Origin of the sequence: Flexivirga endophytica (assembly GCF_014640635.1) — a bacterium.
Lineage (GTDB): Bacteria > Actinomycetota > Actinomycetes > Actinomycetales > Dermatophilaceae > Flexivirga > Flexivirga endophytica.
The window spans coordinates 558,277-580,749 of record NZ_BMHI01000001.1 but is presented as its reverse complement, the minus strand read 5'-3'; the positions used below and the strand labels follow the sequence as shown (position 1 = coordinate 580,749).

Below are 22,473 nucleotides of genomic sequence, written 5' to 3'. Positions count from 1 at the left end.
AGAGTGGCTATTCGTTTATGCCGGTCTGCTGCCACCCCGGCATCCATGCAACAACTACTCGTTTACTCGTTGATCCCCGTTTGTTCTACTCCGGCGACGATCCAGCGCTGCAGGAAGAGGAACATCAGCAGCAGCGGCACCATCGACACCAGCGCCGCGGTGAACATGCCGGACAGGTCCACCGACTGCGCCGTGATGTAGGTCGACAGCGACACCTGCACGGTCCACGCCGACTGGTCCTGGCCGATCACCAGCGGCCAGAGGAACGAGTTCCAACTACCGATGAACGTGATGGTGGCGATCGCGGCGGTGAATCCCCACGAGTTGGGCACGACGATCGACAGGAAGGTGCGCATCGGGCCGGCGCCGTCGATCCGGGCCGCCTCCTCCAGTTCCTTCGGGAAGCCGAGGAAGTACTGCCGAAAGAGGAACGTCGCGAGCGACTGGAAGAGCCCCGGGATGATCAGCCCGCGCAGCGTCGACACCCACCCTAGCGACGACACCATCACGAACGACGGCACGAACGTCACCGCCGCCGGGATGAGCAACGTCGCCACGATCAGATAGAAGACCGCGTTGGCGTAGCGGACCGTGGAGCGCGCAAGGCCGTAGCCCGCCATACCCGAGATGACCAGCACCAGCACCGTCTGTGTCACCGCGATCGCCAGCGAGTTGAACATGCTGCGCGCGAGCGGAACCGTCGAATTGTTGAACGTGTCAGCGAAATTCGACCACTGCGGGTTCGTCGGGAACCAGGTCCAGTGATCGATGCCGACCAGTTGCTGCTCGCTCGACAGCGCACCGCGCAGCAGCAGATAGAACGGCACCAGGAAGATCAACGCAGCGACGCCGAGCACCAGGTAGCGAGCGGCGCGTGCGCTCAGATTGCTCGTCACGATTCTCGCCTCCCGATGCCGGTGAACCGACCCTGCAGGAGGGCGAAGATCGCGATGATCAGCGTGAGTATGACGGCACCGGCGCTGCCGTCACCGAAGTCTTGGCCGTTGCCGAGCGCGACGTTGAAGAGGTAGACCAACGGCGGCCGGGCGTACGGCGGGTAGCCGCCCGTCGTCGACAAGACGTTGTAGAACTCGTCGAACGCCTGAAACGCGTTGACGAGCAACAACATCAGCACGGCTGTCGAGGTCGCTCGCAGCTGCGGGAAGGTGATGTACCGGAACGCTTTCCAGCCGGTCGCGCCGTCGAGCGCGGCGGCTTCGTAGAGCTGCTGCGGGACCCGTTGCAACGCGGCGAGGAAGAGCACCATGAAGAAGCCGACCTGCAGCCAGAGCCGCACGCTGACCAGCACCAGCCAGTACCACGGCGGGTGCACGATCGACAGCCACGCGATCGGCGCACCACCGAGCCAGCCCATGACGGTGTTGACCATCCCGGCTGCGGTGCCACCGAAGAGCGAATGCCGCCAGATCATCGCCGCCACGACATAGCTGCACGCAGTTGGCAGGAAGAACACCGACCGGAAGAACGCTTTGCCACGCCGTACGCCGTTGACCAGCACCGCGAGCCCGAGCGACAGCACGAACGTCGTCGGCACGATGAACGCCGCGAACACGACGAACGTGATCAGGCTGGACCGGAAGCTGGCGTCCCCCAGCATCCGGCGGTAGTTGTCGAATCCGACGAAATGCGTTGGGGTGACGGTGTTTCGGGCGTCGTAGAAGCTCAGCCACACACTCCACAGGATGGGTATGACGACGAAGACCAGCAGTCCCGCGATGAAGGGGCCGACGAAGATCCAGAACCACAGGTGCGGGCTGTCGGTCCACTTGCGGCGCGGACTCGCCGGTCGCGCCGGCGCGGAACCGGCACGCTCGACGGTCTGCTCAGCCACCGATCCGCTTCAGCTCCGCCGTCACCGTCTTCGCCACACCGGCCAGGCTCTTGCTCGAGTCGGCGCCCGAGCGGACGATCTTGTCGATCGCATCGGTCATCGCGGTCGCCGACTTCGGCGACCACAGCAGTGGCGTCTGCGGGTGGCCGTAGGTCTTGAGGTAGCCGGCCGCCGTTTTCGCTTCTCCGGACTGCAGTTTGGTGGCCTTGCCGATGAGGCTCTGCCGGGACGGCACGTGGAAACCGTAGCTCTGCGCGAAGTCCAGCTGATCGTCGGTCTGGTCGACCCACAGCCACTTCACGAACGCCTTGGCTGCCGCGACGTCTTTTGCCTTGGCACTGACGCACGAGGCGTAGGCACCGACCGGGACGGACGGCTTGCCGGACGTGCCGATCGCCGGGAACGGCAGCACGCCGAAATCGTCGCCGAGCTTGTCCTTGAGCATCGGGAAATTCCACAACCCGGTCCACTGCATCGCGGTCAGGCCACTCGTGATGGCGCCCGGGTCGGACCAGTCGGTCGGTGCGCCGAGTAACAGGTGACCGGAAGTGAAGAGCTCGTGGAACTTGGCGAGCGCGCCCGCCACGTCTGCGTTGGCGAAGTCGGGCTCGCCGTCCTTGAGGTAGTCGTGCCCGCTGCTCCACAGCACCGGTCCGGCCAGGATGCCGGCGCCGCCGTCGTTGCCCAGGAAGAGACCCTTGACCTTCCCGGTCGTGAGTTTCTTCGCCGCCGCCACCAGGTCGTCCAGTGTCTTCGGCGGCTGGACGCCGGCCTTCTGCAGCATCGACTTGCGATAGACGAACAGCTGCATGTCGACGACCTGTGGAACGCCGTAGATCTTGCCCTTCCACGTCATACGGTCCAGCAGTGACGCGGTGAAGTCGTCCTTGGCATCTCCGAACACGTCGGTCAGGTCGACGACCTGCTTGCCGGTGATCATGTCGATCGTCGGGCCGTTGCCGTATTCGAAGACGTCCGGCCCGGACTTCGTGAGCAGCGCAGCTGCCGACTTCTGGTCGTAGTTGCCCGGGATCCACTGGACGTTGACCTTGGCCTTCTTGTATGCCGCGGCATACTTCTTGACGGCCTGCTCGGTGCCCTGCTCGCCGTACTGGTGGTACCACTGCGAGATCGCCCCACCGCCGCCCGCGCCTCCACCGCCCGCGCTACTGCCGTCCCCGCTGCCGCCCGAGGACCGGCCGGTGTTGCCACCGCACGCCGCGAGCGCGCCCGAGAGGAGGATCCCGCCACCGGCGGCCAGCAGCTGACGCCGTGATGGCGTACGAGGAGTCCCAGTGCGCGTTGGCGGTTGCGGTCGCAAGCTCCCCGCAACACCAACGCTTCTCGGGACTCCTTCGTCTGTTCTGAATTGACGACCCCGAATCGAATAACGCGTCATGATCGAAAACATATCGTTATGAAGACACATCTGGCTTGATCGGGAGGTCCGGCAAGGGCGATTTCGATACGCATCCTCCGCTCCGGCACCCCACGAAGTGTCTCCCCCGCTTCGCTCCTCCGAATACTTCGCAGGGACCCCGCCCCTCCCCCCTGCTACTCAATCCGCCAGAGGCGCTATCCCACCAGGCAGGCCGGGCCGAGCAGCGCCTTGAGGTCACCGAAGAGCGCGGGTGACGCGGTGACCCGCAGCCCGTCCTCGAGCCGCACGGTCACCGACCGCCCCGGCTGGGTCAACTTCAGGTGCACCTCGGTCGCGCCGGGGTGCTCGCCGAGGACGCCCTTGAGCCGGTGCGCCAGGCCGTTGTTGGCGCGCACCAGCGGCAGGGTCAGCACGACCGGCCCGCGGATGTCGCCCTTGATCTCGGGGATGGTGAACTCCTGCGCGGACAGCGAGATCGTGTCGTCGCGCTCCATCACCCGGCCCTTGATCACGCAGACCGTGTCCGGACTGAGCATCGTGGAGACGGTCATGTAGGTCTTGGCGAAGAACAACACCTCGACACTGCCCTCGAGGTCCTCGACCGTCGCGATCGCCCACAGCTCGCCGCGCTTGTTGCGTTTGAGCTGCAGCCCGGTGATCAGGCCCGCGATGGTGATCATCGAGCCTTCCTTCGGTGCGTCGTCACCGTGCAGCTTGGCGATCGAGACGTCGGCGTGCTGCGCGAGCACGTGCTCGATGCCGAAGAGCGGGTGGTCGGAGACGTAGAGCCCGAGCATGTCGCGCTCGAAGGCGAGCTTGGTCTGCTTGTCCCACTCCATGTCCGGGATCGGCGGTAGCGCCGCCAGGCTCACGCCCTCGTCGTCACCGAACCCGGCGAAGAGGCTCTCCTGCCCCTGCTCGCTCTTCTTGGCCTCGTCGGCGAGGGAGTCGACATAGGTCTCGTGTATGGCGACAAGGCCCTGCCTGGTGTGTCCCAGATCGTCGAAAGCACCTGCCTTGACAAGGGATTCGACGGTGCGCTTGTTGCATACCGCGGTGCCGCCCTTGCGCAGGAAGTCGTCGAACGAGGAGAACTTGCCCTTCGACTCACGCGCCCGAACCGTCGCGTCGACGACGTTCTCGCCGACGTTGCGGACCGCACCCAGCCCGAAGCGGATGTCCTCACCGACAGCGGTGAAATCGTGCGACGACTCGTTGACCGACGGCGGCAGCACCTGGATGCCCTGCTTGCGGGTGTCGGCCAGATAGATGGCCATCTTGTCCTTGGAGTCTGCGACCGAGGTGAGCAGCGCGGCAGCGTATTCGGCCGGGTAGTTGGCCTTGAGGAAGGCGGTCCACACCGAGACCAGGCCGTAGCCGGCGGTGTGCGACTTGTTGAACGCGTAACCGGAGAACGGCAGCATGACGTCCCACAACGCCTGGGTGGCCTCGGGTGAGAAGCCGTTGCCCGTCATACCGGCTGAGAAGTGGTCCCACTCCTTGGCCAGGATCTCCGGCTTCTTCTTACCCATCGCCCGGCGCAGCAGGTCGGCGCCGCCCATGGTGTAGCCCGCGAGCTCGCGGGCGATCGCCATGATCTGCTCCTGGTAGACCAGCAGGTGGTAGGTGGTGCCGAGGATCGGCTCCAGCGCCTCCTCCAACTCCGGGTGGATCGGCGTGATCGGTTGGCGACCGTTCTTGCGCTCTGCGTAGTTGATGTGCGCGTTGGCGGCCATCGGGCCCGGCCGGTAGAGCGCGAGCACGGCAGCGATGTCCTCGAACCGGGTCGGCACCATCAGCCGCAACAGGCTGCGCATCGCGCCGCCGTCGAGCTGGAAGACACCGAGCGTCTCGCCGCTGGCGAGCAACTTGTAGGTCTTCTCGTCGTCCAGCGGGATGGTCTCGGTCGTGATCGTCTCGCCACGGTTGGCCTTGATGTTGGCGAGCGCCTGATCGATGATGCCGAGGTTGCGCAACCCCAGGAAGTCCATCTTGACCAGGCCCATGTCCTCGCACTGAGGGTAGGAGAACCCGGTGATGATGGTGCCGTCCTTGTCCCGGCGGTGCATCGGGACGAGGTCGAGCAGCGGCGCCGACGACAGGATGACCGCGGCGGCATGCACGCCGGTGCCGCGGATCTTGCCCTCCAACCCACGAGCGGTGTCGAAGACCTTCTTGACCTCCGGCTGCGCCTGGATCATCGCGCGGAAGTCGACGCCCTCGGTGTAGCGCGGATGCTTCTCGTCATAGGTCGCAGCCAGCGGCACGCCCTTGCCCTGCACGTCCGGGGGCATCGCCTTGGAGATCTGGTCGCCGAGGCTGAACGGGAAGCCGAGAATGCGGTTGGCGTCCTTGATCGCCGCCTTGGCCTTGATGGTGGAGAAGGTGTTGACCTGTGCGGTGTATTCGGCGCCGTACTTGTTGGTGACGTATTGCACCATCTTGTCGCGCTGGCGATCGTCGAAGTCGAGGTCGACGTCCGGCGGGTTGATGCGCTCGGGGTTGAGGAACCGCTCGAAGAGCAACTGGTGCTCCAGCGGATCGAGCTCGGTGATGCGGGTCAGGTAGGCAACCATCGAGCCGGTCGCCGAACCACGGCCCGGGCCGACCGGGACGCCGTTGTCGCGCGCGTATTTACAGATGTCTGCGACCACGAGGAAGTATGACGAGAAGCCCATCGGCTCGATGACCTTCATCTCGGTCTCGATCCGATCGAGCACTTCCTGGCTCGGGTTGCCGTCGTAGCGCTCCTGCAGGCCGACCTGGATCTGCTCGCGCAGGAACGACGCCTGGGTCTGACCCTCCGGGACGTCCGGGAACTGCGGCATCCGGTCGACATACGTGAAGACCTCGCTGTAGTCGCCGATCATCTCGGCGACCCGCAGGGTGTTGTCGCAGGCCTCCGGCAGCTCGCGGAACAACTCGCGCATCTCGTCGGCGGACTTCAGGTAGTAGCCGGTGCCGTTGAACTTGAAGCGGCCCGGGTCGTCCTTGTTCTTGCCGACGCCGATGCACAGCAGGTCGTCGTGGCTGTCGGCCTCGCCCTCAGTGACGTAGTGGCTGTCGTTGGTCGCGAGCAGCGGTATGTCGAGCCGCTTGGCGATGTCCAACAGTCCCGACCGCACCGATCGCTCGATGTCCAGGCCGTGGTCCATCAGCTCCAGGAAGTAGTTTTCCTTGCCGAAGATGTCCTGGTATGCCGCCGCGGCCGCGACCGCCTCATCGAACTGGCCGAGCCGCAACCGGGTCTGCACCTCACCGGACGGGCAGCCGGTGGTGGCGACGATGCCCTTGCCGTGCTCGGCCAGCAGCTCGCGGTCCATGCGCGGCTTCATGTAGTAGCCCTCGAAGCTGGCCAGTGAGCTGAGCTTGAAGAGGTTGCGCAGGCCGGCGGCGTCCTTGGCCCACATCGTCATGTGGGTGTAGCGACCGCCACCGGAGACATCCTTGCCGCCCTCACCGTCGACGTTGGCGTCGCGCTTACCGCCCGGCGCCCAGAACTCCTGCTTGCGCGAATGGCGCGTGCTTGGTGCGACGTAGGCCTCGATGCCGATGATCGGCTTGACCGGGGATCCCTTTGCGGCGCCGAAGAATTCGTAGGCCCCGAACATGTTGCCGTGATCGCTCATCGCGATCGCCGGCATGCCGAGACGTTCCACCTCCTCGAACATCCGCCCGACGTTCGCGGCACCGTCGAGCATGGAGTATTCGGTGTGCACATGCAGGTGCACGAAGTCTGTGGAGGCGGCAGGATCGGACATCGCGATGAGTCTAGATCGGGGTTCGGACAGGAGCGTCATGGCACGCTCGGATGTGACGAATGTGGCTGGTGGTATGGGGCGGCGGGACCCGTCGGGTGCCGACCTCGCGACCGTTGACACTTCGGGACACGCACCAGCGACAAAGTGACGACAGTAGCGAGTCACTCGCCATACTGGCCCCGATCGGGCGACAAACCGACGACAGTAGCGACCTGGTTGTATGGCGCGACGTCACGCGTCGCGGGCGATCTCCAGCGCGTGCTCGAGGTCGGCCGGGTAGGGACTGTTGAAGGTGACCCACTCCCCCGACCCGGGGTGCGCGAAACCGAGTTCGGTCGCATGCAGCCACTGCCGCTCGAGACCGAGGCGCTTGGCGACGGTCGGGTCCGAGCCGTAGAGCGGATCGCCGACCAGCGGCCGGTGCAGCGCGGCGAAGTGCACGCGGATCTGATGGGTGCGCCCGGTCTCCAGATGGATCGTGAGCAGGCTCATCGACCGGAACGCCTCGAGCAGCTCGTAGTGGGTGGTGCTGGCTCTGCCGGACTGCATCACCGCGAACTTGTAGTCGTGCCCGGGATGCCGGCCGATCGGCGCCTCGATGGTGCCGACCACCGGATCGGGCAGGCCCTGGACGAGTGCGTGATAGGTCTTGTCGACCGTGCGGTCTCGGAAGGCCTGCTTGAGCACGGTGTAGGCGCGCTCGCTCTTGGCCACGACCATCAGGCCGCTGGTGCCGACGTCGAGTCGTTGGACGATGCCCTGGCGTTCGGCGGCCCCGGAGGTCGAGATGCGATAACCGGCAGCCGCCAGCCCACTGACGACATCCGGGCCGTTCCAGCCGACGCTGGGGTGTGCGGCGACACCGGCCGGCTTGTCGATGACGACGATCTCGGAGTCGTCGTGGACGATCCGCAGCCCCTCGACGATCTGCGGCTTGACCTCGGCGACGCGCGGGCCGACGCGGTCCGGCATACGGACCTCGAGCCACTGTCCGGCGCTCACGCGGTCGGACTTGCCGACGACCTTGCCGTCGACCGTCACCTCTCCGTCTGCGGCCAGCTGGGCGGCCTGGGTGCGGGAGAAGCCGAGCACCCGGGCGAGCGCGGTGTCGACCCGCTCGCCCTCGAGCCCGTCCGGTATGCCGAGAGCCTTGACCTCAGTCATCCGCTGCGTCGTCCTTCGATTTGGTCGCTGAGACACGCCGGCCGTCGATGCCGATGCCGAGGAACGCCAACAGCGCGATGAGGCACGCGGCGCTCACCACACAACAGTCGGCGATGTTGAAGATCGGCCAGTGCGGCAACTCCAGGAAGTCGACGACGTGACCCTTGCCGCCACCCGGGGAGCGCACGAACCGGTCGGTCAGGTTGCCCAGTGCCCCGCCGATCAGCAGCCCGAGGGCACACGCCCAGGGCTTGCTGCGCAACCGGCGCGCGATGAAGATCGTGACCACGATGACGACGATCGCCACGATCGTCAGCACCCAGGTGGCGTTGGTGGCGATCGAGAACGCAGCGCCGGGGTTGCTCGTCAGGTGCAGCTTCAGCAGGTCGCCGACGACGTGCTTGGGCCGCATCGGGTCCAGCGAGGCCGAGGCCCACGCCTTGGTGCCCTGATCGAGGCCGTAGCCGACGACAGCGACACCGACCAGCAGCGCGATCAGCTGCGTCGACGGTCGGTTTCGCGTCTTCGGGGCGGGCTGCTGCTCGTGCTGCTCGTCGGCCGATGGGTCGGAACTCAGCGCCGCTCCTGCTGCGCCTTGCACGTCAGGCACAGCGTCGCTCGCGGGAATGCCTGCAACCGCATCTTGCCGATCGCGTTGCCACAATTTTCACAAACTCCGTAGGTGCCGTCGTCGATGCGCTCGAGCGCATGCACCGATTGTTCCAGCAGGTCCCGGGAGTTCTGCGCGAGGGAGTACTCGTGCTCCCGCTCGAACGTCTTGGCACCGGTGTCGGCCTGGTCGTCGCCGGCGCCGTCGCCACTGTCCTTGATCAGACCGGCGATGTCGCTCTCGAAACCGCTGAGCTCAGAGGTCAGTCGCTCGACGTCGCCTTCGAGCTCGGCCCGCACGGCGGCGAGTTCTTTTGCGGTCCATGGGGATTCGTCGTCGCGAACCTTGAGCTTGCGGGGAGTCTTGGAGGCCGTCTGAGCGGCCTTCTGGGTCGTCGTGTTCGTGGCGGCCTTCTTCGTCGGAGCCGCACTCTTGGCGGCGGGCTTCGGATGGGTGGAGGTGGTGCTCTTGGTCGCCGAACTCTTCGTGGCGGCCGTGCTGTTGGTGGCTGCGGGCTTCGTCGCGGCCGTCTTGGTGCTGGTCCTGCCTGCCGGCGCCTTCTTCGCAGACGCCTTCTTCGCAGGTGCCTTCTTGGCCGGCGTCTTCTTGGCCGTCTTCTGGGTAGTCGTTTTCTGCGCGGTCGTTTTCTTCGCGGTCGCCGTCTTCGTCGCCGATGCGGCCTTGCTGGCCGTGGTCTTCTTCGCGGGCGTCGTCTTGGCCGCCGCCTTCTTCGGGCCGGCCGACTTCGCGCCTGCGGACTTCGAGGTCGCCTTCTTGGCGGCCTTGGTGCCGCCGGCCTTCCCAGCCGCCTTCTTGGCGGCCGCCTTCTTCGCAGCCGTCGTGGTGGCCGGTCGTGATGAGGACTCCGCGCGGCCCGCCGCCTTGGCGACGGCGCCCGTGGCCTTGCGAAGGGCCGCGGTCACACGTGACCGGCCCGTGGAGCTGGACGTTGCGGCCGTCTTCTTGGCGGGCATCGCATCCTCTTCCTCTCGCAGCGGACCGAGACACCTGCGTTGGGTGCCGCCGGGCAACTGCCCCCGATCTGGCTGCGGGCAGGATAAGCGACCCACTGCCGACATACAACGAAATTGCTGCGTGGCGTCGTGATCGGCCCGCGCTGCCGCAGACCACCGGTCGCAATCCCGTCTGCCTCGAGCGTGCCGAGACACAGAACGAAGGCAGGTGTCCGACGACGAAGTCGCCGGACACGAGCGCCTCACCATAACGGATCGGCGCGCCTGTCCGGCGACTTGTCAGAGGGCGTGTCAGCCCGGTGTCAGTCCTTGGACTTCGCCTTGTCGACCGCAGTCTCGTCCAACCGGGTCAGGTGGTCCTCGATGTAGCCGCGCAGCTTGGTCCGGTAGTCGCCCTCGAAGGAACGCAGCTGCTCGATGCTGCTGCTGACCTTCTCGCGCTCGGAATTGAGCTCGCCCAGGATGCGGTTCTTGCGGTCCTCGGCTTCGCGAACCATCTTCTCGGACTTCTCGGTGCCGGTGCGGACCAAATCGTCGTGCTTCTGCTGGCCGGTCGACAGCAGCTCGTCGTGACGGCTCTGCGCCGTGGAGAGCAGCTCGTCGTGGCGGGCCTGTGCGGCGCTGATCAGCTCGTCGTGCTTGTTGTGTGCGGAGCCGATGAGCTCGTCGCGCTTGGCGTTGGCCTCGCCGACCACCTTGTCGTGGTGTGCCTGCGCGTCACTGATCAGACGGTCACGCTTGGTCTCGCCCTCACGCACGTGCTCGTCGTGGACTCGCTGTGCCAGCGCGATGACGCCGGCTGCGCCGTCGGTCGACGCGAGCGCCGCAACGTCGCTGCTGCCACCGCTGTTGCTCGCAGCACGCAGCTCGCCCGGCTTGGTGCCGTTGGCCTGCTGGCCCTCGGCAGCCTTCGCGGCGGCGGCCTGCTGGTCGCGGAACTGAGCCTGCTGCTCCTTGAGCTGCGCCTGCTGCTCCTTGAGCTGCGCCTGCTCCTTCTTGGCCGCGGCCAGGGCGCTCTGCGCCTGGTCGAGCTCGGCCTTGGTGCGGGTCAGCTCCTCCCGGGCGGACTTCAGGTTGGCCTGCGCCGTCTGCAGCTCGCCCCGGGTCTTGTCCAGCTCGACCCGCGCGGCCTTGGCCGCCTCGGCGTCCTTGGCGGTGGGGACGACCTGCGTCCTGTCCGCGTCGTCGTTGCGTCCACCGACCGGCGTCAGAGCCGGGACGGCGGCGGCCGGGGACGCGCCCTGGCTCGAGTCGGCTTCGCTGCGGCCGGGAACGCCCTTGGAACGACGGCAGTCCTCGAGCTTGCCGGTGACTTCCTCGTTCTCAGCGTTCAGCCGACGCAGCTCGACCACGATCTCGTCGAGGAAGTCGTCCACCTGAATCTCGTCGTAACCGCTACGACCGAAGCCCTTGGGCTTGGTGAACTCCTTCTTGACCACGTCTTCTGGCGTCAACGCCATGTGTGCACCTCAGTTGAAACTTCAGGACGGAGAGCAGACGTGTCCAGGTGGACACGCGGCACTCGCCGCAACAATCGGATAAATATCGTGCTCACTTTAGGATACCGAGCAGCAAAGAGACAGCCAGGATCAGGATCAGGAACGTCAAATCGAGGCGAACCTGGCCCAAACGCAGTGGCGGAACGACCTTTCGGAGCGCCTTCAGCGGCGGATCCGTTGTGCTGTAGATGGTTTCGGCGACCACCAGCACGGGACCCCGCGGGCGCCAGCTGCGAGCGAACACCTGGACCCAGTCCAGCACCAACCGCCCCAGCAACAGGATGAAGAACACATAGAGCAGCAGCGACACGACGCTCAGGACGGCTGACATGACTTCATTCTGCGGCATCGACGAGTAGTTCGCGAAAGCGGACGCGGTCGTACGCTCCCCGCGATGTCGTCATAGCGCACGCGTGTTGTGCCCGTCCTGAGCCCCACGCGCGGGCAGCTGGGACCAACCAAGCCGCTGCCCGGATGCCGTGGTGGTGCGCGTCAGCTCTGGTTGAACAGGCCGCGGCCGGTCGGACGCGCGGCCTCCGGGCCGCTGGTGGCGACCTCGATGCCGTGCGGCGACAGCAGGAAGACCTTGCTGGTGACCCGCTCGATGGTGCCGTGCAGACCGAAGACGAGACCGGCCGCGAAGTCGACCAGGCGCTTGGCGTCGGTGTCGTCCATGTCGGAGAGGTTCATGATGACCGGGACCCCGCTGCGGAAGCTCTCGCCGATCTCCTTGGCCTCGTTGTAGGTGCGCGGGTGGATCGTGTTGATGCGGCTCATGTCGCCGGCCTCCTGCTGATGCGATGCCGGTGCGGCCGGCGACGTGTGCAACTGAGTCACCGGGGCGGGCTCACGATGCGTCTCCTCGACCGGGTAACCGCTGTCGTGCGCTTCGTCGTAGGCCTCCTCGGCCCACTCGCCGGCGTAATCGTCGTCGCGGTAGTGCGGATCGGCCTCGGCCAAGCCGAGATATTCCATCGTCGCGCGCAGCTTCCCAGCCATGAATGTGCTCCTTCTCACCGCGAGGCCGGACCAGCCTCTGTGGCGTGTGGTCGGTCGCGGACGACGCTACCGGGCAGCAGGGCGAGATCCGAGGATTGCGCTGCCGACACGCAGGTGTGTCGCGCCTGCGGCGACCGCTTGTTCGAGGTCGCCGCTCATCCCCGCGGAGAGCCACGTGGCCTCCGGATGATCCCCTCGTATGACGTCCGCCACATCCGCCAGCCGCGCGAACGCCTCGGCCGGATCCGCGTCCAGCGGCGCGACGGCCATCACGCCCCGCAGCCGCAGCGCAGCACAGCCGGCGACGCGGTCGGCCAGGGCACGCGCGTCCTGCGGCGCGACTCCGCCGCGACCGGTCGCACCCGAGAGGTCGACCTGCACCAGGGCGTCCAGGGTGCGGTCCTGCGCAGCTGCCGCCTTGTCGAGCGCGCCGGCGATCTTGGCCCTGTCGATCGACTGCACGACGTCGGCATACCGCGCGACGTGCGCCGCCTTGTTGGACTGCAACTGGCCGATGAAGTGCACCGTCAGGGCGCCGCGCACGTCCTCGGGCAACTCGGCGACCTTCGCCGCCGCTTCCTGGTCGCGGTTCTCCCCCATGTCGGTGACACCGAGCGCGGCGAGATGCTCCACATCGGCGGCCGGGAAGAATTTGGTGACTGCGATCAGCGTGACGTCGTGGCGATCGCGTCCCGCCGCGGTGCAGGCGCGGTCGATGCGGTCGTGCACAGCGGCGAGGTTGGCCGCAAGTTGATCGCGGCGCTCGTTGTCGTACGACGTGCTCACGGGCGCACCCTTCTGCTCAGGCGTTGTCGCGCTGGACGATGACGCCGGCGAACCGGCCGGTGTGGTGGTCGCGCCGGTAGGAGAAGAGCCGGTCGCTCTCCCGCGTGCACCCCGGCACCCAGGTGGTGGCCACGCCTCGGGCGTGCAACTGGGCGACCACGCCGCCCGCGACGTCGATCGCCGGCGTGCCCGTCCAGCTCACGGCGCGACTCTCGGGCGCGACCGCGGCGGCTTCCTCGCGCATCTCGAGGGGGACTTCGTAGCAGCGCGCACAGACCGAAGGGCCAATGATCGCAACGGGATTGGTCGCACCCCGGTCGTGCATCCGGGCGAGCGCACGGTCGACGATGCGGGCCATCATGCCGGGGCGACCCGCATGCACGGCACCGATCACGCCGGCGGCAGGATCGGCCAACAGCACGGGCGTGCAGTCGGCCACGAGCACGGCGAGTGCGACCCCGGGTGCGGTCGTGACGATGCCGTCACTGTTCGGATCGCGGGTGCCATCCGGGTCGATGGTCACGACGTGGTCACTGTGCGTCTGGTGCATGAACACCAGGTCGTCCGGTGCGACGTCGACCGCCGCCGCCAGCGCGCCCCGGTTGTGCGCCACGTGCGCCGGGTCGTCACCGACCCTTCCCCCGAGATTGAACGACGCCACGGGTCCGGTGCTGACACCGTCCATCGTGTCGGTGAAACCGACGTCGATCGTGCGGCCGGCCGGGCCGGTCAACTGGTCACGCCACCACCACATCGGTCAGCGCCGGTCTATGAGCGACCGAGTCGGGGTCGGGTGCCCCGACGGTTGAATCGGGGTGCGGCTCACTTCAAGAAGTCAGGGACGTCGAGATCCTGGCCGTCGTCGAAGCTGACCTCATGCGGCGGGCGGTTGCTGGGGGTCTGCTTGACGGTGCCCGGGTTCGCGGCCGGCTGGGCCGGCTCGCCCTGCTGCTGACCCTGGCCCTGCTGCGGCTGGCCGGCACCCTGCTGCTGGCCACTCTGCTGCTGCGCGGGCGCCTGCTGGGGCTGCCCCTGCTGCGGGACTCCCTGCTGGGGTGCGCCCTGCTGCCCGGGTGCCTGCTGGCCGGCGGCCTGCTGCTTGTCCTGCTGCGGAGCGCCACCGGTTGCCGGAGCTGCGGCCTGCTGCTGGCGCGGTGCCGGGGAGCCCTGGATCTGGCCGGGGGCTCGCTCGTCGGTGCGCTTGTTGGGAGCGCCGCCCTCGAAACCGGCGGCGATGACAGTCACGCGGACCTCGTCGCCGAGCGCGTCGTCGATGACCGCGCCGAAGATGATGTTGGCCTCCGGGTGCGCGGCCTCCTGCACGAGTCGCGCGGCCTCGTTGATCTCGAACAGACCGAGGTCGCTGCCACCCTGGACCGACAACAGCACGCCCTGCGCACCGTCGATGCTGGCTTCGAGCAGCGGGGAGGAGATCGCGAACTCCGCGGCCTGGACCGCACGGTCCTCGCCACGCGCGGAGCCGATGCCCATCAGTGCCGATCCGGCACCCTGCATGACCGACTTGACGTCGGCGAAGTCGAGGTTGATCAGGCCCGGTGTGGTGATCAGGTCGGTGATGCCCTGGACACCGGACAGCAGGACCTGGTCGGCGCTGTGGAAGGCGTCGAGCATCGAGACGTTGCGGTCGCTGATCGACAGCAGTCGGTCGTTGGGGATGACGATGAGGGTGTCGACCTCTTCGCGCAAGGCGTTGATGCCCAGGTCGGCCTGGCTGGCGCGGCGGCGGCCCTCGAAGGTGAACGGGCGGGTGACGACACCGATGGTCAGCGCACCGAGGCTCTTGGCGATCTTGGCGACCACCGGCGCACCGCCGGTGCCCGTGCCGCCGCCCTCGCCGGCGGTGACGAACACCATGTCAGCGCCCTTGAGCACCTCTTCGATGTCCTCGGCGTGGTCCTCGGCAGCCTTCTTGCCGACCTCCGGGTCGGCGCCCGCGCCGAGACCACGCGTCAGGTCGCGACCGACCTCAAGTTTGACGTCAGCGTCACACATCAACAGCGCTTGCGCGTCGGTGTTGATGGCGATGAACTCCACGCCCTTGAGACCGACCTCGATCATCCGATTGATGGCGTTGACGCCACCGCCGCCGATGCCGACGACCTTGATGACGGCCAAGTAGTTCTGCGGAGTTGCCACGAGGAACGGCCTTTCCAGCGGTAGACGATGTGAAGCAAAGCAAGTATGCCGACTGCGACCGCAACGGAACGCAGTCACCAGACAGTCACCATGATGATGACGTTGATGCCCGCGCTGCCCTAATCGACACACCGTGGCGCGTCGACCGGTGCCTCACGAAAGCAGCATTGCGGCATGGTACGCGGGATCCGACGCGAGCGGCGAGTATGGACCTGAGGTTGACGGTGAGGGGTGTCCATCCGCGTCATTTCGCGGCCCCTCGGGAGACCGACCGCGAAAGCCCGCGCCGGTCATTAGGATTCGAGGTGTGAATTCCTGGGGTAATCACCGATGACCGACTGGATCGGTGCCTTGTGCACCTGGCTCATCGGAGCCGTGCTGGTGAGCAGTGGCGTGCTCAAACTCGGGACCGAAAAGACGTTCCAGGTGACGCTCTCACAATTCGGACTCCCCCAGTGGACCTGGCGGGACGAACGATTCGCCCGAGTGTTCCCATGGTGTGAGATCGCTCTGGGTCTCGCGGTGGTGCTGTTGCCAGCTCCGGTGCACCTGCTGCCGGCGGTCGCGATCCTCGCGCTCTTCGTCGCGTTCCTCGTGCTGGTCGTCCAGGTGCGACGCCGCCCGACCCCCGTGTCGTGCAACTGTTTCGGTGGGCTGGGCGACGACACGGTCGGCGCGCGCACCGTCATACGCAATGCAGTGCTGGTGGTGCTGGCCCTCGCCGCGGTGTTGCTGCACCGGTCGCCCGCGAGCGTGGCCGCCGACCGACTCGCCGGCTGGTGCTATCCGATCCCCGCGGTGCTGGCCGCTGCCGTAGCCGGCAGCTTGGTCGTATGGCGCTCAGTCGCCGCCCGCCGCAAGCGGGATCGGCTGATCCGCACTCTCACCGTGCAGGACGTCGACGGCAACGAGCTGCCGATCACCGAGTTCCAGGACCCGCCGACGTTCCTCGTCTTCTTCGCACCGCGCTGCGGTGCGTGTCACGCACTGGTCGACGACTTCCGGTGGTGGCCGCACCTGCTGAAGGACGGTTACGACCTGCAGCCGGTCTTCCTCGGCACACCCGAAGACTTCGCCGGCCTGCAGAAGTTCGCGCCCCTCGCACCGCATGCCTGGTATGCCGACGGCGAGTTGGCCACAGTCGTCGGCATCACCGGCACCCCTGGCGCGGCGATGATCGACGCCGAGCATCCACTGGGCGGCCAGGGAACGGCTGGGTACGGCGCTATCCGCAACTTGGTGCTGCGTCCGGACTGGCAGGAGGTGGCGGCCGCCATGTCCGTCGACACCGAGATTGCGGAGCCGACGGCCGACGTAAAACGGCTCTAGCAGCTTCGAATCGGCTGCAGATCACTCCAAGCACGGGAATGGGATGCGGACCGAGAGGCCCACATCCCATTCCGGGACGCGGTCAGCAGGTGACCGCTTTCTCCATCAGTTCGCGCTGCAGCCGACGATCGGAAGGCCAACGTTGACGGACCCGGTGAGCTTGCCGCCCGTGGCGCTGTAACCGGTCGGAAGCGTCAGCGAGCCGTTCAGGTCAAAGCTGACCGAGATCGACAAGAGCGTGGTCATGGACAACGTCTGGCCTGCCGGCAGGTCCTGGCTCAGCACGATCGTGGCGCTATTTGTACCGATCGTCACGTTAGCGATCTGATTGCTGAGGTTGATGGCAGTGACACTGGCCAGACCACTGCCAGTGATCGTCACGACGCTGCCTGCAGGAACTGGAGCAGTCGCGCTTGCCGCAAGGGTGAACCCCTGGTTGACGGTGCCCAGCAGGCCACACACGCCGTTCAATGCAACCGCTCCGATATCAGTTCCGGTGCTGGCAGAAGCAGCGGGGGCCGCGGCAGCCACCGCGACAACGGGCACGGACCATGCGGCGCCCTTGGCGATGGTGCGACGAGAGACCTTCTGCTGACTTGTCATGTGACGGGTGCCTTTCACGCAATGGATGAGGTCGGGATCCCGTCGCCCCGAGTCAGCGCGACCGTCCCTACGAACAGAGACATTAGAGGCGCGAACAGCCTCACTCATGCGGACTAATCAGAAAGGACTAGATATCAGTTACAAACACGAGGAAGGCGGCGAGGTGCAATGCACCTCGCCGCCTCTGCGCGAGTCAGATGCCCGCCGTCAGAGCAGCCCTGCCAGCAGATAAGCGGCCGAGCCGTTTCCACCTGGGCCAACCGCATATCCACCGACCGATAGGTCGAAGTTGAACGTGATCGTCTGCGGGCACTCCAGGCGCTTGCCGAGAATCTCCAGCAGGATGACCACGTCGAAGGACACCGAACTGGGCTGCACTGGCGGATTCAGGAAGCTGCCGCGCGGGAAGTCCACCCCAGTGAAGGTGAGAGCCGCCTCCGCGAGCACGGTCGCGACGGTCGCACTGACGCCGACCGACAGACCGTTGGTGGTCGTGTATGACTTCGTCGACCCATTGGAGTACTTCATCGTGAGGGTCGCCGAATTGGCTGTGAGCACCGACGCATTGATCAGCCCCGTGCACCCTGCGAGGTTGGCGACGAAGGCGCCGACCGGGATGACCAAGTCACCGACGTTCTTCTTCACGCCCGCAGTCGCGGTCACGACATTCAGGATCGGCACGCCGCATTGCGGGCAGGTCGGGTTCGTGCTGGCCGACGCAGCCGGCGCGGCAGCAGCGGTCGCGATGACCGGCAGCGTCCAGGCAGCCCCCTTGGCGATCGTCCGTCGATCAACTGTCTTCTTCTCAGTACTCAAACCGAATTCCCTTCCGAGTGACCACCACTTGGGCAGCACGAAATCGTCTGAATTGATACAGCGAATTGCACGGTGTGCCGGGCTGTCAGACAGTCGTATGAACGCATGTCGAAGCACGCGGCCGAACGTGTCAGCCCCTCCCGCAAACTCGACTTTACCTACGCTTTACTACGTAAAGCACAGGTATAGCCAGAAGGTACTAGGACAGTCGTCCAGGTTCGTACAGGCACTGATCACCTCGCCACCCTGCGCGGCATCGCGCGGTGCGTTTCGTCAGGGGCTGGTCAGCCGGCGAGGATGCCGCGGGCGCGCAGGTGCCGGGCGAGTTCGACGCGGTTCGCGGCGGTGCTGTTGACCTTCGCGCGGACGTTCGACAGATGCACCTTGAGGGTGCGCTCGCTGATCCCGAGCTCGGTCGCGACCAGAGCGCGCGGGACGTCGGCGAGGTCGAAGAGGTAGGCCTGGCACACGCGTTGCTCGGCGGGAGTCAGCCGGATCACCGATGCATTCAGCTCCGGGAGCGAAACCTCGCCCGATGCCACGCGAATCGCCGCGACGACGAGGTCGCGCTGGGATCCGATCACCGAGACATAGCCGCGCAGACCGGCATCGACCAACTCGGAGACCGTTCCGGTGTGCAAATAGCCGCCCCAGGCCACCGTCGGTCGCTGCTGCACGATCGCGCGCACTGCCGCCATACCCAAGCCGGGTAGATCGACGACGGTGACGTCATACGCTGCGGTCGCAGTCGCGTCGCAATGACCCTCCACGACGCTGAACGCGCCCGACGCCGTCAGCGTGGCCACGAGTGCGTCACGGTGCAGGGCCTGCGGACTGATGGCGATGACGCGACCGGAATCGGAGCGTCCCACCCGCGCTCCGGGAACCCCGGAAGGTTTGGCACTATTCACCAAGACCTCCTCACGATCGGACACACTGGGCGACATGGCTCCCGGAAGCAGCATCTACATTGTGCACAGCAGCCCGATAATCGCACATGCCATCGAGGGCTTTTTGCGTGATGCTGGACGGTCGGTCAATCACTGTGGCTACTCGTGGATCCAGTTCGTGTCCAAATGGGACTTCTCGGCTGCTGTCGTTGTCGTAGACGCTTACCTGGACGATCACGTTCCGTTGTCGTTGAAAGTGCGGGCGTTGTATGACGTCGGCAGCAGCGCCATCGTCGTCGGCGAGGTCGACGAGCGGTTGCGCCGCCGGGCCGAGCTGGAGGGGTGTCAGCTGTGGCTGACGCCCGACGCCGACGCCGCGGAGATCACCGAGCGGATCTGCGCCGTCGTGGACAACGCACGCACTCCGCGACCCGAGATCGACTCCCCTGCGCCGCGCTTCACCGACCGTGAACTGCAGATCATGGCGGCATACACCAGCCGGCGCGCACCGACCGCCAAGGCGCTCGCGCGAAGTCTCGGGATCAGCATCGACACGACCCGCAGCCACCTGCGCGCCGGACGCCGCAAGTACGAGAACGCCGGGGTCGACGTCGGTTCCCGCCAGCGACTGCAACAGGCGCTGATCGACGACGGCTACATGGTCGACGTCGACAGATGGTCGGCGCTCGCCAGGTGGTAACTCGTCGACAGGCTCAGCAATGCACCGAGCGGCCCAGAAGAATCGCACACCGAGCCCGATATTTCTGAGCCTGCCGACGTTCTGGTGAGCCTTTCGGCGAAGGGGTGGGCGTCAGTCCTGCAGGGCCTGCAGGATCCGCGCGCCGAGGGTGGTGACGTCGCCGGCTCCGAGCGTGAGCACCAGGTCTCCGGGGCGTGCGCGGTCCACCACTGCCTGGAACGCCTCGTCGAGCGTCGGCGCGTAGACGACCTCGGCGTCGGTCACCCGGTCGGCGACCAGCGCACCGGTGACGCCCGGGACCGGCGCCTCGCGGGCCGGATAGACGTCCAGCACCACGGCGACGTCGGCGAGCGACAGCGCGGCCGCCAGGCCGGCGGCAGCGTGCTGCGTGCGCGAGAAGAGGTGCGGCTGGAACACCGCGACCAGCCGGCCGCCGTCGCGCAGCCCGAGTCCGGCGCGGACCGCCGCGTCGAGCTTGTCCGGGTTGTGGGCGTAGTCGTCGATGACCCGCACTCCCCCGGCTTCGCCGCGCGGCTCGAGCCGGCGAGCTGACCCGGTGAACTCTCCGACGCCTTCGGCGGCCCGCTCCAACGACAACCCGAAACCCGCGGTGAGCGCCAGCACGACGCCGGTCGCGTTCTGCAGGTTGTGCGCGCCGGGGACCTTCAGCCGCAACGGGATCCGACCACCGTCCGCCGGCAGCAGCGTCCCGCTCCAATCGAACCCGGTGCCCGACTCGTCGGCCAGTCTCAGGTCGGCGTCGGCGGTGCGGCCGTAAGTCACCACGCGCCGGCCCAGCTCGCGGTGCCGTATGGCGAGTGCGGCCGCCCCCGGGTCGTCGGCGCAGGCGACCAGCAACCCGCCGTCGCGAATGGTGTCAGCGAACTCGGCATACGCCTGTTGCAAGCGCTCCGAGGTGCCGTAGAAGTCCAGGTGGTCGTCCCGCACGCTCGTCACGATCGCGACCTGCGGCCGATAGACGACGAAGGATCCGTCGCTCTCGTCCGCCTCGACGACGAACGAATCCCCTTGACCGACACCGGAATTGGCTCCGATCCCGGCAATGGGCGCACCGATCGCGAACGACGGGTCCGCGCCCGCTGCGCGCAGCGCCACCGTGGCCATCGCGCTGGTGGTGGTCTTGCCGTTGGCGCCGGCGACGGCCAGCGCTGCGCGCCCAGCCATCAGCACCGACAGCGCTTGTGCGCGGTGCAGCACGGTCAGGCCGCGGGACCGGATCGCTGCCAGCTCCGGGTTGTCCTCCGCGATCGCCGACGACACGATGACAACGGCATCGTCCGGGACGCGCTGGGCACCCTCGGCGGTCTGCCCGACCCACACCTCAGCACCCGCCGCGTGCAACTCCTGCAGCACCGGGCTATCGCCCCGGTCCGAGCCCGACACCCGCACACCGGCCGCGAGCAGCAACCGAGCGACCCCCGACATACCGGAGCCGCCGATGGCGATCAGGTGGGCGGCACGCAGGTCGCTGAGCGACGGCAGCGGCGCCGCGAAGTCGAAGCGGTGGTTCGTGCCGTCGGGTACGTGGTCGGTCATTGTGCTTCCTCAGGTCGAAATGCTTGGTGTGCGTGCGCGGCCGTTGGCGGTCGAACCTGCCGTTGACGCCGCAACTGCACCGTCAATCGCCGTTTCAGCCGTCAATGGCGGACAACACCGTCAGCCGGCGCGCGCGGCTCGCTCGATCATGTCGACCAGCTTCTCGTCCGCGTCGCCGTGGCCCTGGGCGCGGGCGATTTCCGCCATACGGTCCAGGCGCTCGCGGTCCTTGACCAGCGGAATCACCTGCTGCGCAAGGTAATCGGTGGTGAAGTCGTCGTTGTCGACCAGCAGTGCTCCGCCTGCGTCGACGACATCGGAGGCGTTGAGGCGCTGCTCCCCGTTGCCGACCGGGAGCGGCACGAACACCGCCGGCAGTCCGATCGTCGAGGTCTCGCACACCATGTTGCCGCCTGCGCGGGTGACCACGAGATCGGCGGCGGCATACGCGAGGTCCATACGGTCGGCATAGGGCAGCACGACGTATGCCGGATCGGCACCCCACGAAGTTTCTCCTCCGCTCCGCTCCCCCGAATACTTCGCGGGGGCCCCGCCCTCGTTCGGGCCGCCGGTCGGCACGTGCACCTCTTTGCCCTTGCCAGTGACGTGCAACACCTGCACCCCGGCCCGCCGGAACGCGTCGGCGGCCGCAGCGACCGGCTCGTTGACCCGGACGGCACCACTGGATCCGCCGGTCACCAGCACGGTCGGCAGGTGACCGCGCAGGCCGAAGGTCTCCAGCGCTTCGGGTCGAAGCGCAGCCCGGTCGAGCGTGGTGATCTCGCGACGCAGCGGCATACCGACGACCTGGGCGTGCGGCAGTTTGGTGACCGAGAACGCCGTGGCGACATACGGACTGAACCGTGAGCCCAGCTTGGTGGCCAACCCGGCCAGCGCGTTGCCGTCGTGCACGACGATCGGCACGCCCAGCTTGCGGGCCGCGAGGAAAGCGGGCGGGCTGACGTAGCCACCGAAACCGACGACGACCTCGGCGCCGACCTCCTGCACGATCGCGGCGGCATCGCGACGCGCGCGCACGAACTTCAGCGGGAACCGCGCCGCATCGGCGTCGGGCCGCCGCGGGAAGGCCACCTTGTCGATCAGCCGCAGGTCGTAGCCACGCTCCGGGACGAGTGTCTCCTCCAGCCCGCCGTGCGAACCGAGCACGGTGATGCGCACGTCCGGGTAACGCCGCCGCAGGGCGTCTGCGGTCGCCAGCAACGGCGAGATGTGGCCGGCGGTGCCGCCGCCGGCGAGCAGGACGGACTTCAAACGGGGAGAAAGCTGACTCATGATCCTCGTGACCTGAATAGATGACGACAGTTGCGAGTTACTCGCAGTTTTACGGCTCTTCGGGCGAGTAACTCGCGACAGTAGCGAGTTGTGCGCACGGTG

At 67.0% G+C, this 22,473-nt stretch carries 20 protein-coding genes; 2 read left to right on the top strand and 18 right to left on the bottom strand.

All coding sequences use genetic code 11. The features are described 5' to 3' along the window. Nucleotides 1–62: 62 nt before the first annotated feature. From IEX71_RS02615 to ftsZ, 13 genes are all read right to left on the bottom strand, one after another. Complete coding sequence (locus IEX71_RS02615; RefSeq protein ID WP_229749399.1) at nucleotides 63–896, bottom strand: carbohydrate ABC transporter permease; 834 nt, start codon at nucleotides 894–896, stop codon at nucleotides 63–65. Further along, nucleotides 893–1,852 carry a carbohydrate ABC transporter permease gene (locus tag IEX71_RS02610; RefSeq protein WP_188835384.1) on the bottom strand — a complete coding sequence of 320 codons (960 nt, stop codon included), beginning with the start codon at nucleotides 1,850–1,852 and terminating at the stop codon, nucleotides 893–895. Before IEX71_RS02610 ends, IEX71_RS02615 begins: the two co-directional genes overlap by 4 nt. Beyond that, nucleotides 1,845–3,173, bottom strand: coding sequence for an ABC transporter substrate-binding protein (locus IEX71_RS02605; protein ID WP_229749398.1), 1,329 nt, complete (start codon nucleotides 3,171–3,173; stop codon nucleotides 1,845–1,847). Before IEX71_RS02605 ends, IEX71_RS02610 begins: the two co-directional genes overlap by 8 nt. A gap of 254 nt (nucleotides 3,174–3,427) precedes the next feature. Then, nucleotides 3,428–6,994: a DNA polymerase III subunit alpha gene (gene dnaE, locus IEX71_RS02600; protein ID WP_188835382.1), complete on the bottom strand. Its 3,567-nt coding sequence runs from the start codon at nucleotides 6,992–6,994 to the stop codon at nucleotides 3,428–3,430. Between the two features lie 231 nt (nucleotides 6,995–7,225). Beyond that, entirely contained in the window at nucleotides 7,226–8,158 is a 933-nt protein-coding gene (locus IEX71_RS02595) for an RluA family pseudouridine synthase (RefSeq protein WP_188835381.1), read from the bottom strand. Beyond that, nucleotides 8,151–8,768: a signal peptidase II gene (gene lspA, locus IEX71_RS02590; protein WP_229749397.1), complete on the bottom strand. Its 618-nt coding sequence runs from the start codon at nucleotides 8,766–8,768 to the stop codon at nucleotides 8,151–8,153. The genes IEX71_RS02595 and lspA overlap by 8 nt, the downstream gene beginning before the upstream one ends. Then, nucleotides 8,732–9,742, bottom strand: coding sequence for a TraR/DksA family transcriptional regulator (locus tag IEX71_RS02585; RefSeq protein ID WP_188835380.1), 1,011 nt, complete (start codon nucleotides 9,740–9,742; stop codon nucleotides 8,732–8,734). Before IEX71_RS02585 ends, lspA begins: the two co-directional genes overlap by 37 nt. A 302-nt stretch (nucleotides 9,743–10,044) precedes the next feature. Continuing rightward, a complete protein-coding gene (locus IEX71_RS02580) occupies nucleotides 10,045–11,202 on the bottom strand; it encodes a DivIVA domain-containing protein (protein ID WP_188835379.1) in 1,158 nt (385 codons plus the stop codon). A gap of 91 nt (nucleotides 11,203–11,293) precedes the next feature. After that, a complete protein-coding gene (locus tag IEX71_RS02575) occupies nucleotides 11,294–11,572 on the bottom strand; it encodes a YggT family protein (RefSeq protein WP_188835378.1) in 279 nt (92 codons plus the stop codon). A gap of 161 nt (nucleotides 11,573–11,733) precedes the next feature. Beyond that, complete coding sequence (locus IEX71_RS02570) at nucleotides 11,734–12,240, bottom strand: cell division protein SepF (protein ID WP_188835377.1); 507 nt, start codon at nucleotides 12,238–12,240, stop codon at nucleotides 11,734–11,736. Between the two features lie 66 nt (nucleotides 12,241–12,306). Next, nucleotides 12,307–13,026: a YggS family pyridoxal phosphate-dependent enzyme gene (locus IEX71_RS02565; protein ID WP_188835376.1), complete on the bottom strand. Its 720-nt coding sequence runs from the start codon at nucleotides 13,024–13,026 to the stop codon at nucleotides 12,307–12,309. A 16-nt stretch (nucleotides 13,027–13,042) separates the two neighbouring features. Then, a complete protein-coding gene (gene pgeF, locus IEX71_RS02560) occupies nucleotides 13,043–13,780 on the bottom strand; it encodes a peptidoglycan editing factor PgeF (RefSeq protein ID WP_188835375.1) in 738 nt (245 codons plus the stop codon). A gap of 68 nt (nucleotides 13,781–13,848) precedes the next feature. Beyond that, on the bottom strand, nucleotides 13,849–15,183 hold the full coding sequence (gene ftsZ / locus IEX71_RS02555; protein ID WP_188835374.1) for a cell division protein FtsZ: 1,335 nt from the start codon (nucleotides 15,181–15,183) through the stop codon (nucleotides 13,849–13,851). A 330-nt stretch (nucleotides 15,184–15,513) separates the two neighbouring features. On the opposite strand from ftsZ, the gene IEX71_RS02550 reads away from it, so the two are divergent. After that, nucleotides 15,514–16,512 carry a TlpA family protein disulfide reductase gene (locus IEX71_RS02550; protein WP_188835373.1) on the top strand — a complete coding sequence of 333 codons (999 nt, stop codon included), beginning with the start codon at nucleotides 15,514–15,516 and terminating at the stop codon, nucleotides 16,510–16,512. A 105-nt stretch (nucleotides 16,513–16,617) separates the two neighbouring features. Here the strand turns inward: IEX71_RS02550 and IEX71_RS02545 are convergent, their stop codons facing one another. The 3 genes from IEX71_RS02545 to IEX71_RS02535 form a co-directional block, all read right to left on the bottom strand. Beyond that, the gene (locus IEX71_RS02545) at nucleotides 16,618–17,115 is read right to left on the bottom strand and encodes a hypothetical protein (protein WP_188835372.1); all 498 of its coding nucleotides are present in this window, start codon (nucleotides 17,113–17,115) and stop codon (nucleotides 16,618–16,620) included. 207 nt (nucleotides 17,116–17,322) lie between these two features. Beyond that, complete coding sequence (locus IEX71_RS02540) at nucleotides 17,323–17,931, bottom strand: hypothetical protein (RefSeq protein ID WP_188835909.1); 609 nt, start codon at nucleotides 17,929–17,931, stop codon at nucleotides 17,323–17,325. Between the two features lie 284 nt (nucleotides 17,932–18,215). Next, nucleotides 18,216–18,803, bottom strand: coding sequence for a LuxR C-terminal-related transcriptional regulator (locus IEX71_RS02535; RefSeq protein WP_188835371.1), 588 nt, complete (start codon nucleotides 18,801–18,803; stop codon nucleotides 18,216–18,218). 196 nt (nucleotides 18,804–18,999) lie between these two features. On the opposite strand from IEX71_RS02535, the gene IEX71_RS02530 reads away from it, so the two are divergent. Continuing rightward, nucleotides 19,000–19,521: a hypothetical protein gene (locus IEX71_RS02530; RefSeq protein ID WP_188835370.1), complete on the top strand. Its 522-nt coding sequence runs from the start codon at nucleotides 19,000–19,002 to the stop codon at nucleotides 19,519–19,521. Nucleotides 19,522–19,632: 111 nt separating this feature from the next. On the opposite strand, the gene murC is transcribed toward IEX71_RS02530, so the two are convergent. Continuing rightward, complete coding sequence (gene murC / locus IEX71_RS02525) at nucleotides 19,633–21,078, bottom strand: UDP-N-acetylmuramate--L-alanine ligase (protein WP_188835369.1); 1,446 nt, start codon at nucleotides 21,076–21,078, stop codon at nucleotides 19,633–19,635. Nucleotides 21,079–21,198: 120 nt separating this feature from the next. After that, nucleotides 21,199–22,371 carry a UDP-N-acetylglucosamine--N-acetylmuramyl-(pentapeptide) pyrophosphoryl-undecaprenol N-acetylglucosamine transferase gene (locus IEX71_RS02520; RefSeq protein ID WP_188835368.1) on the bottom strand — a complete coding sequence of 391 codons (1,173 nt, stop codon included), beginning with the start codon at nucleotides 22,369–22,371 and terminating at the stop codon, nucleotides 21,199–21,201. Between the last annotated feature and the right edge of the window lie 102 nt (nucleotides 22,372–22,473).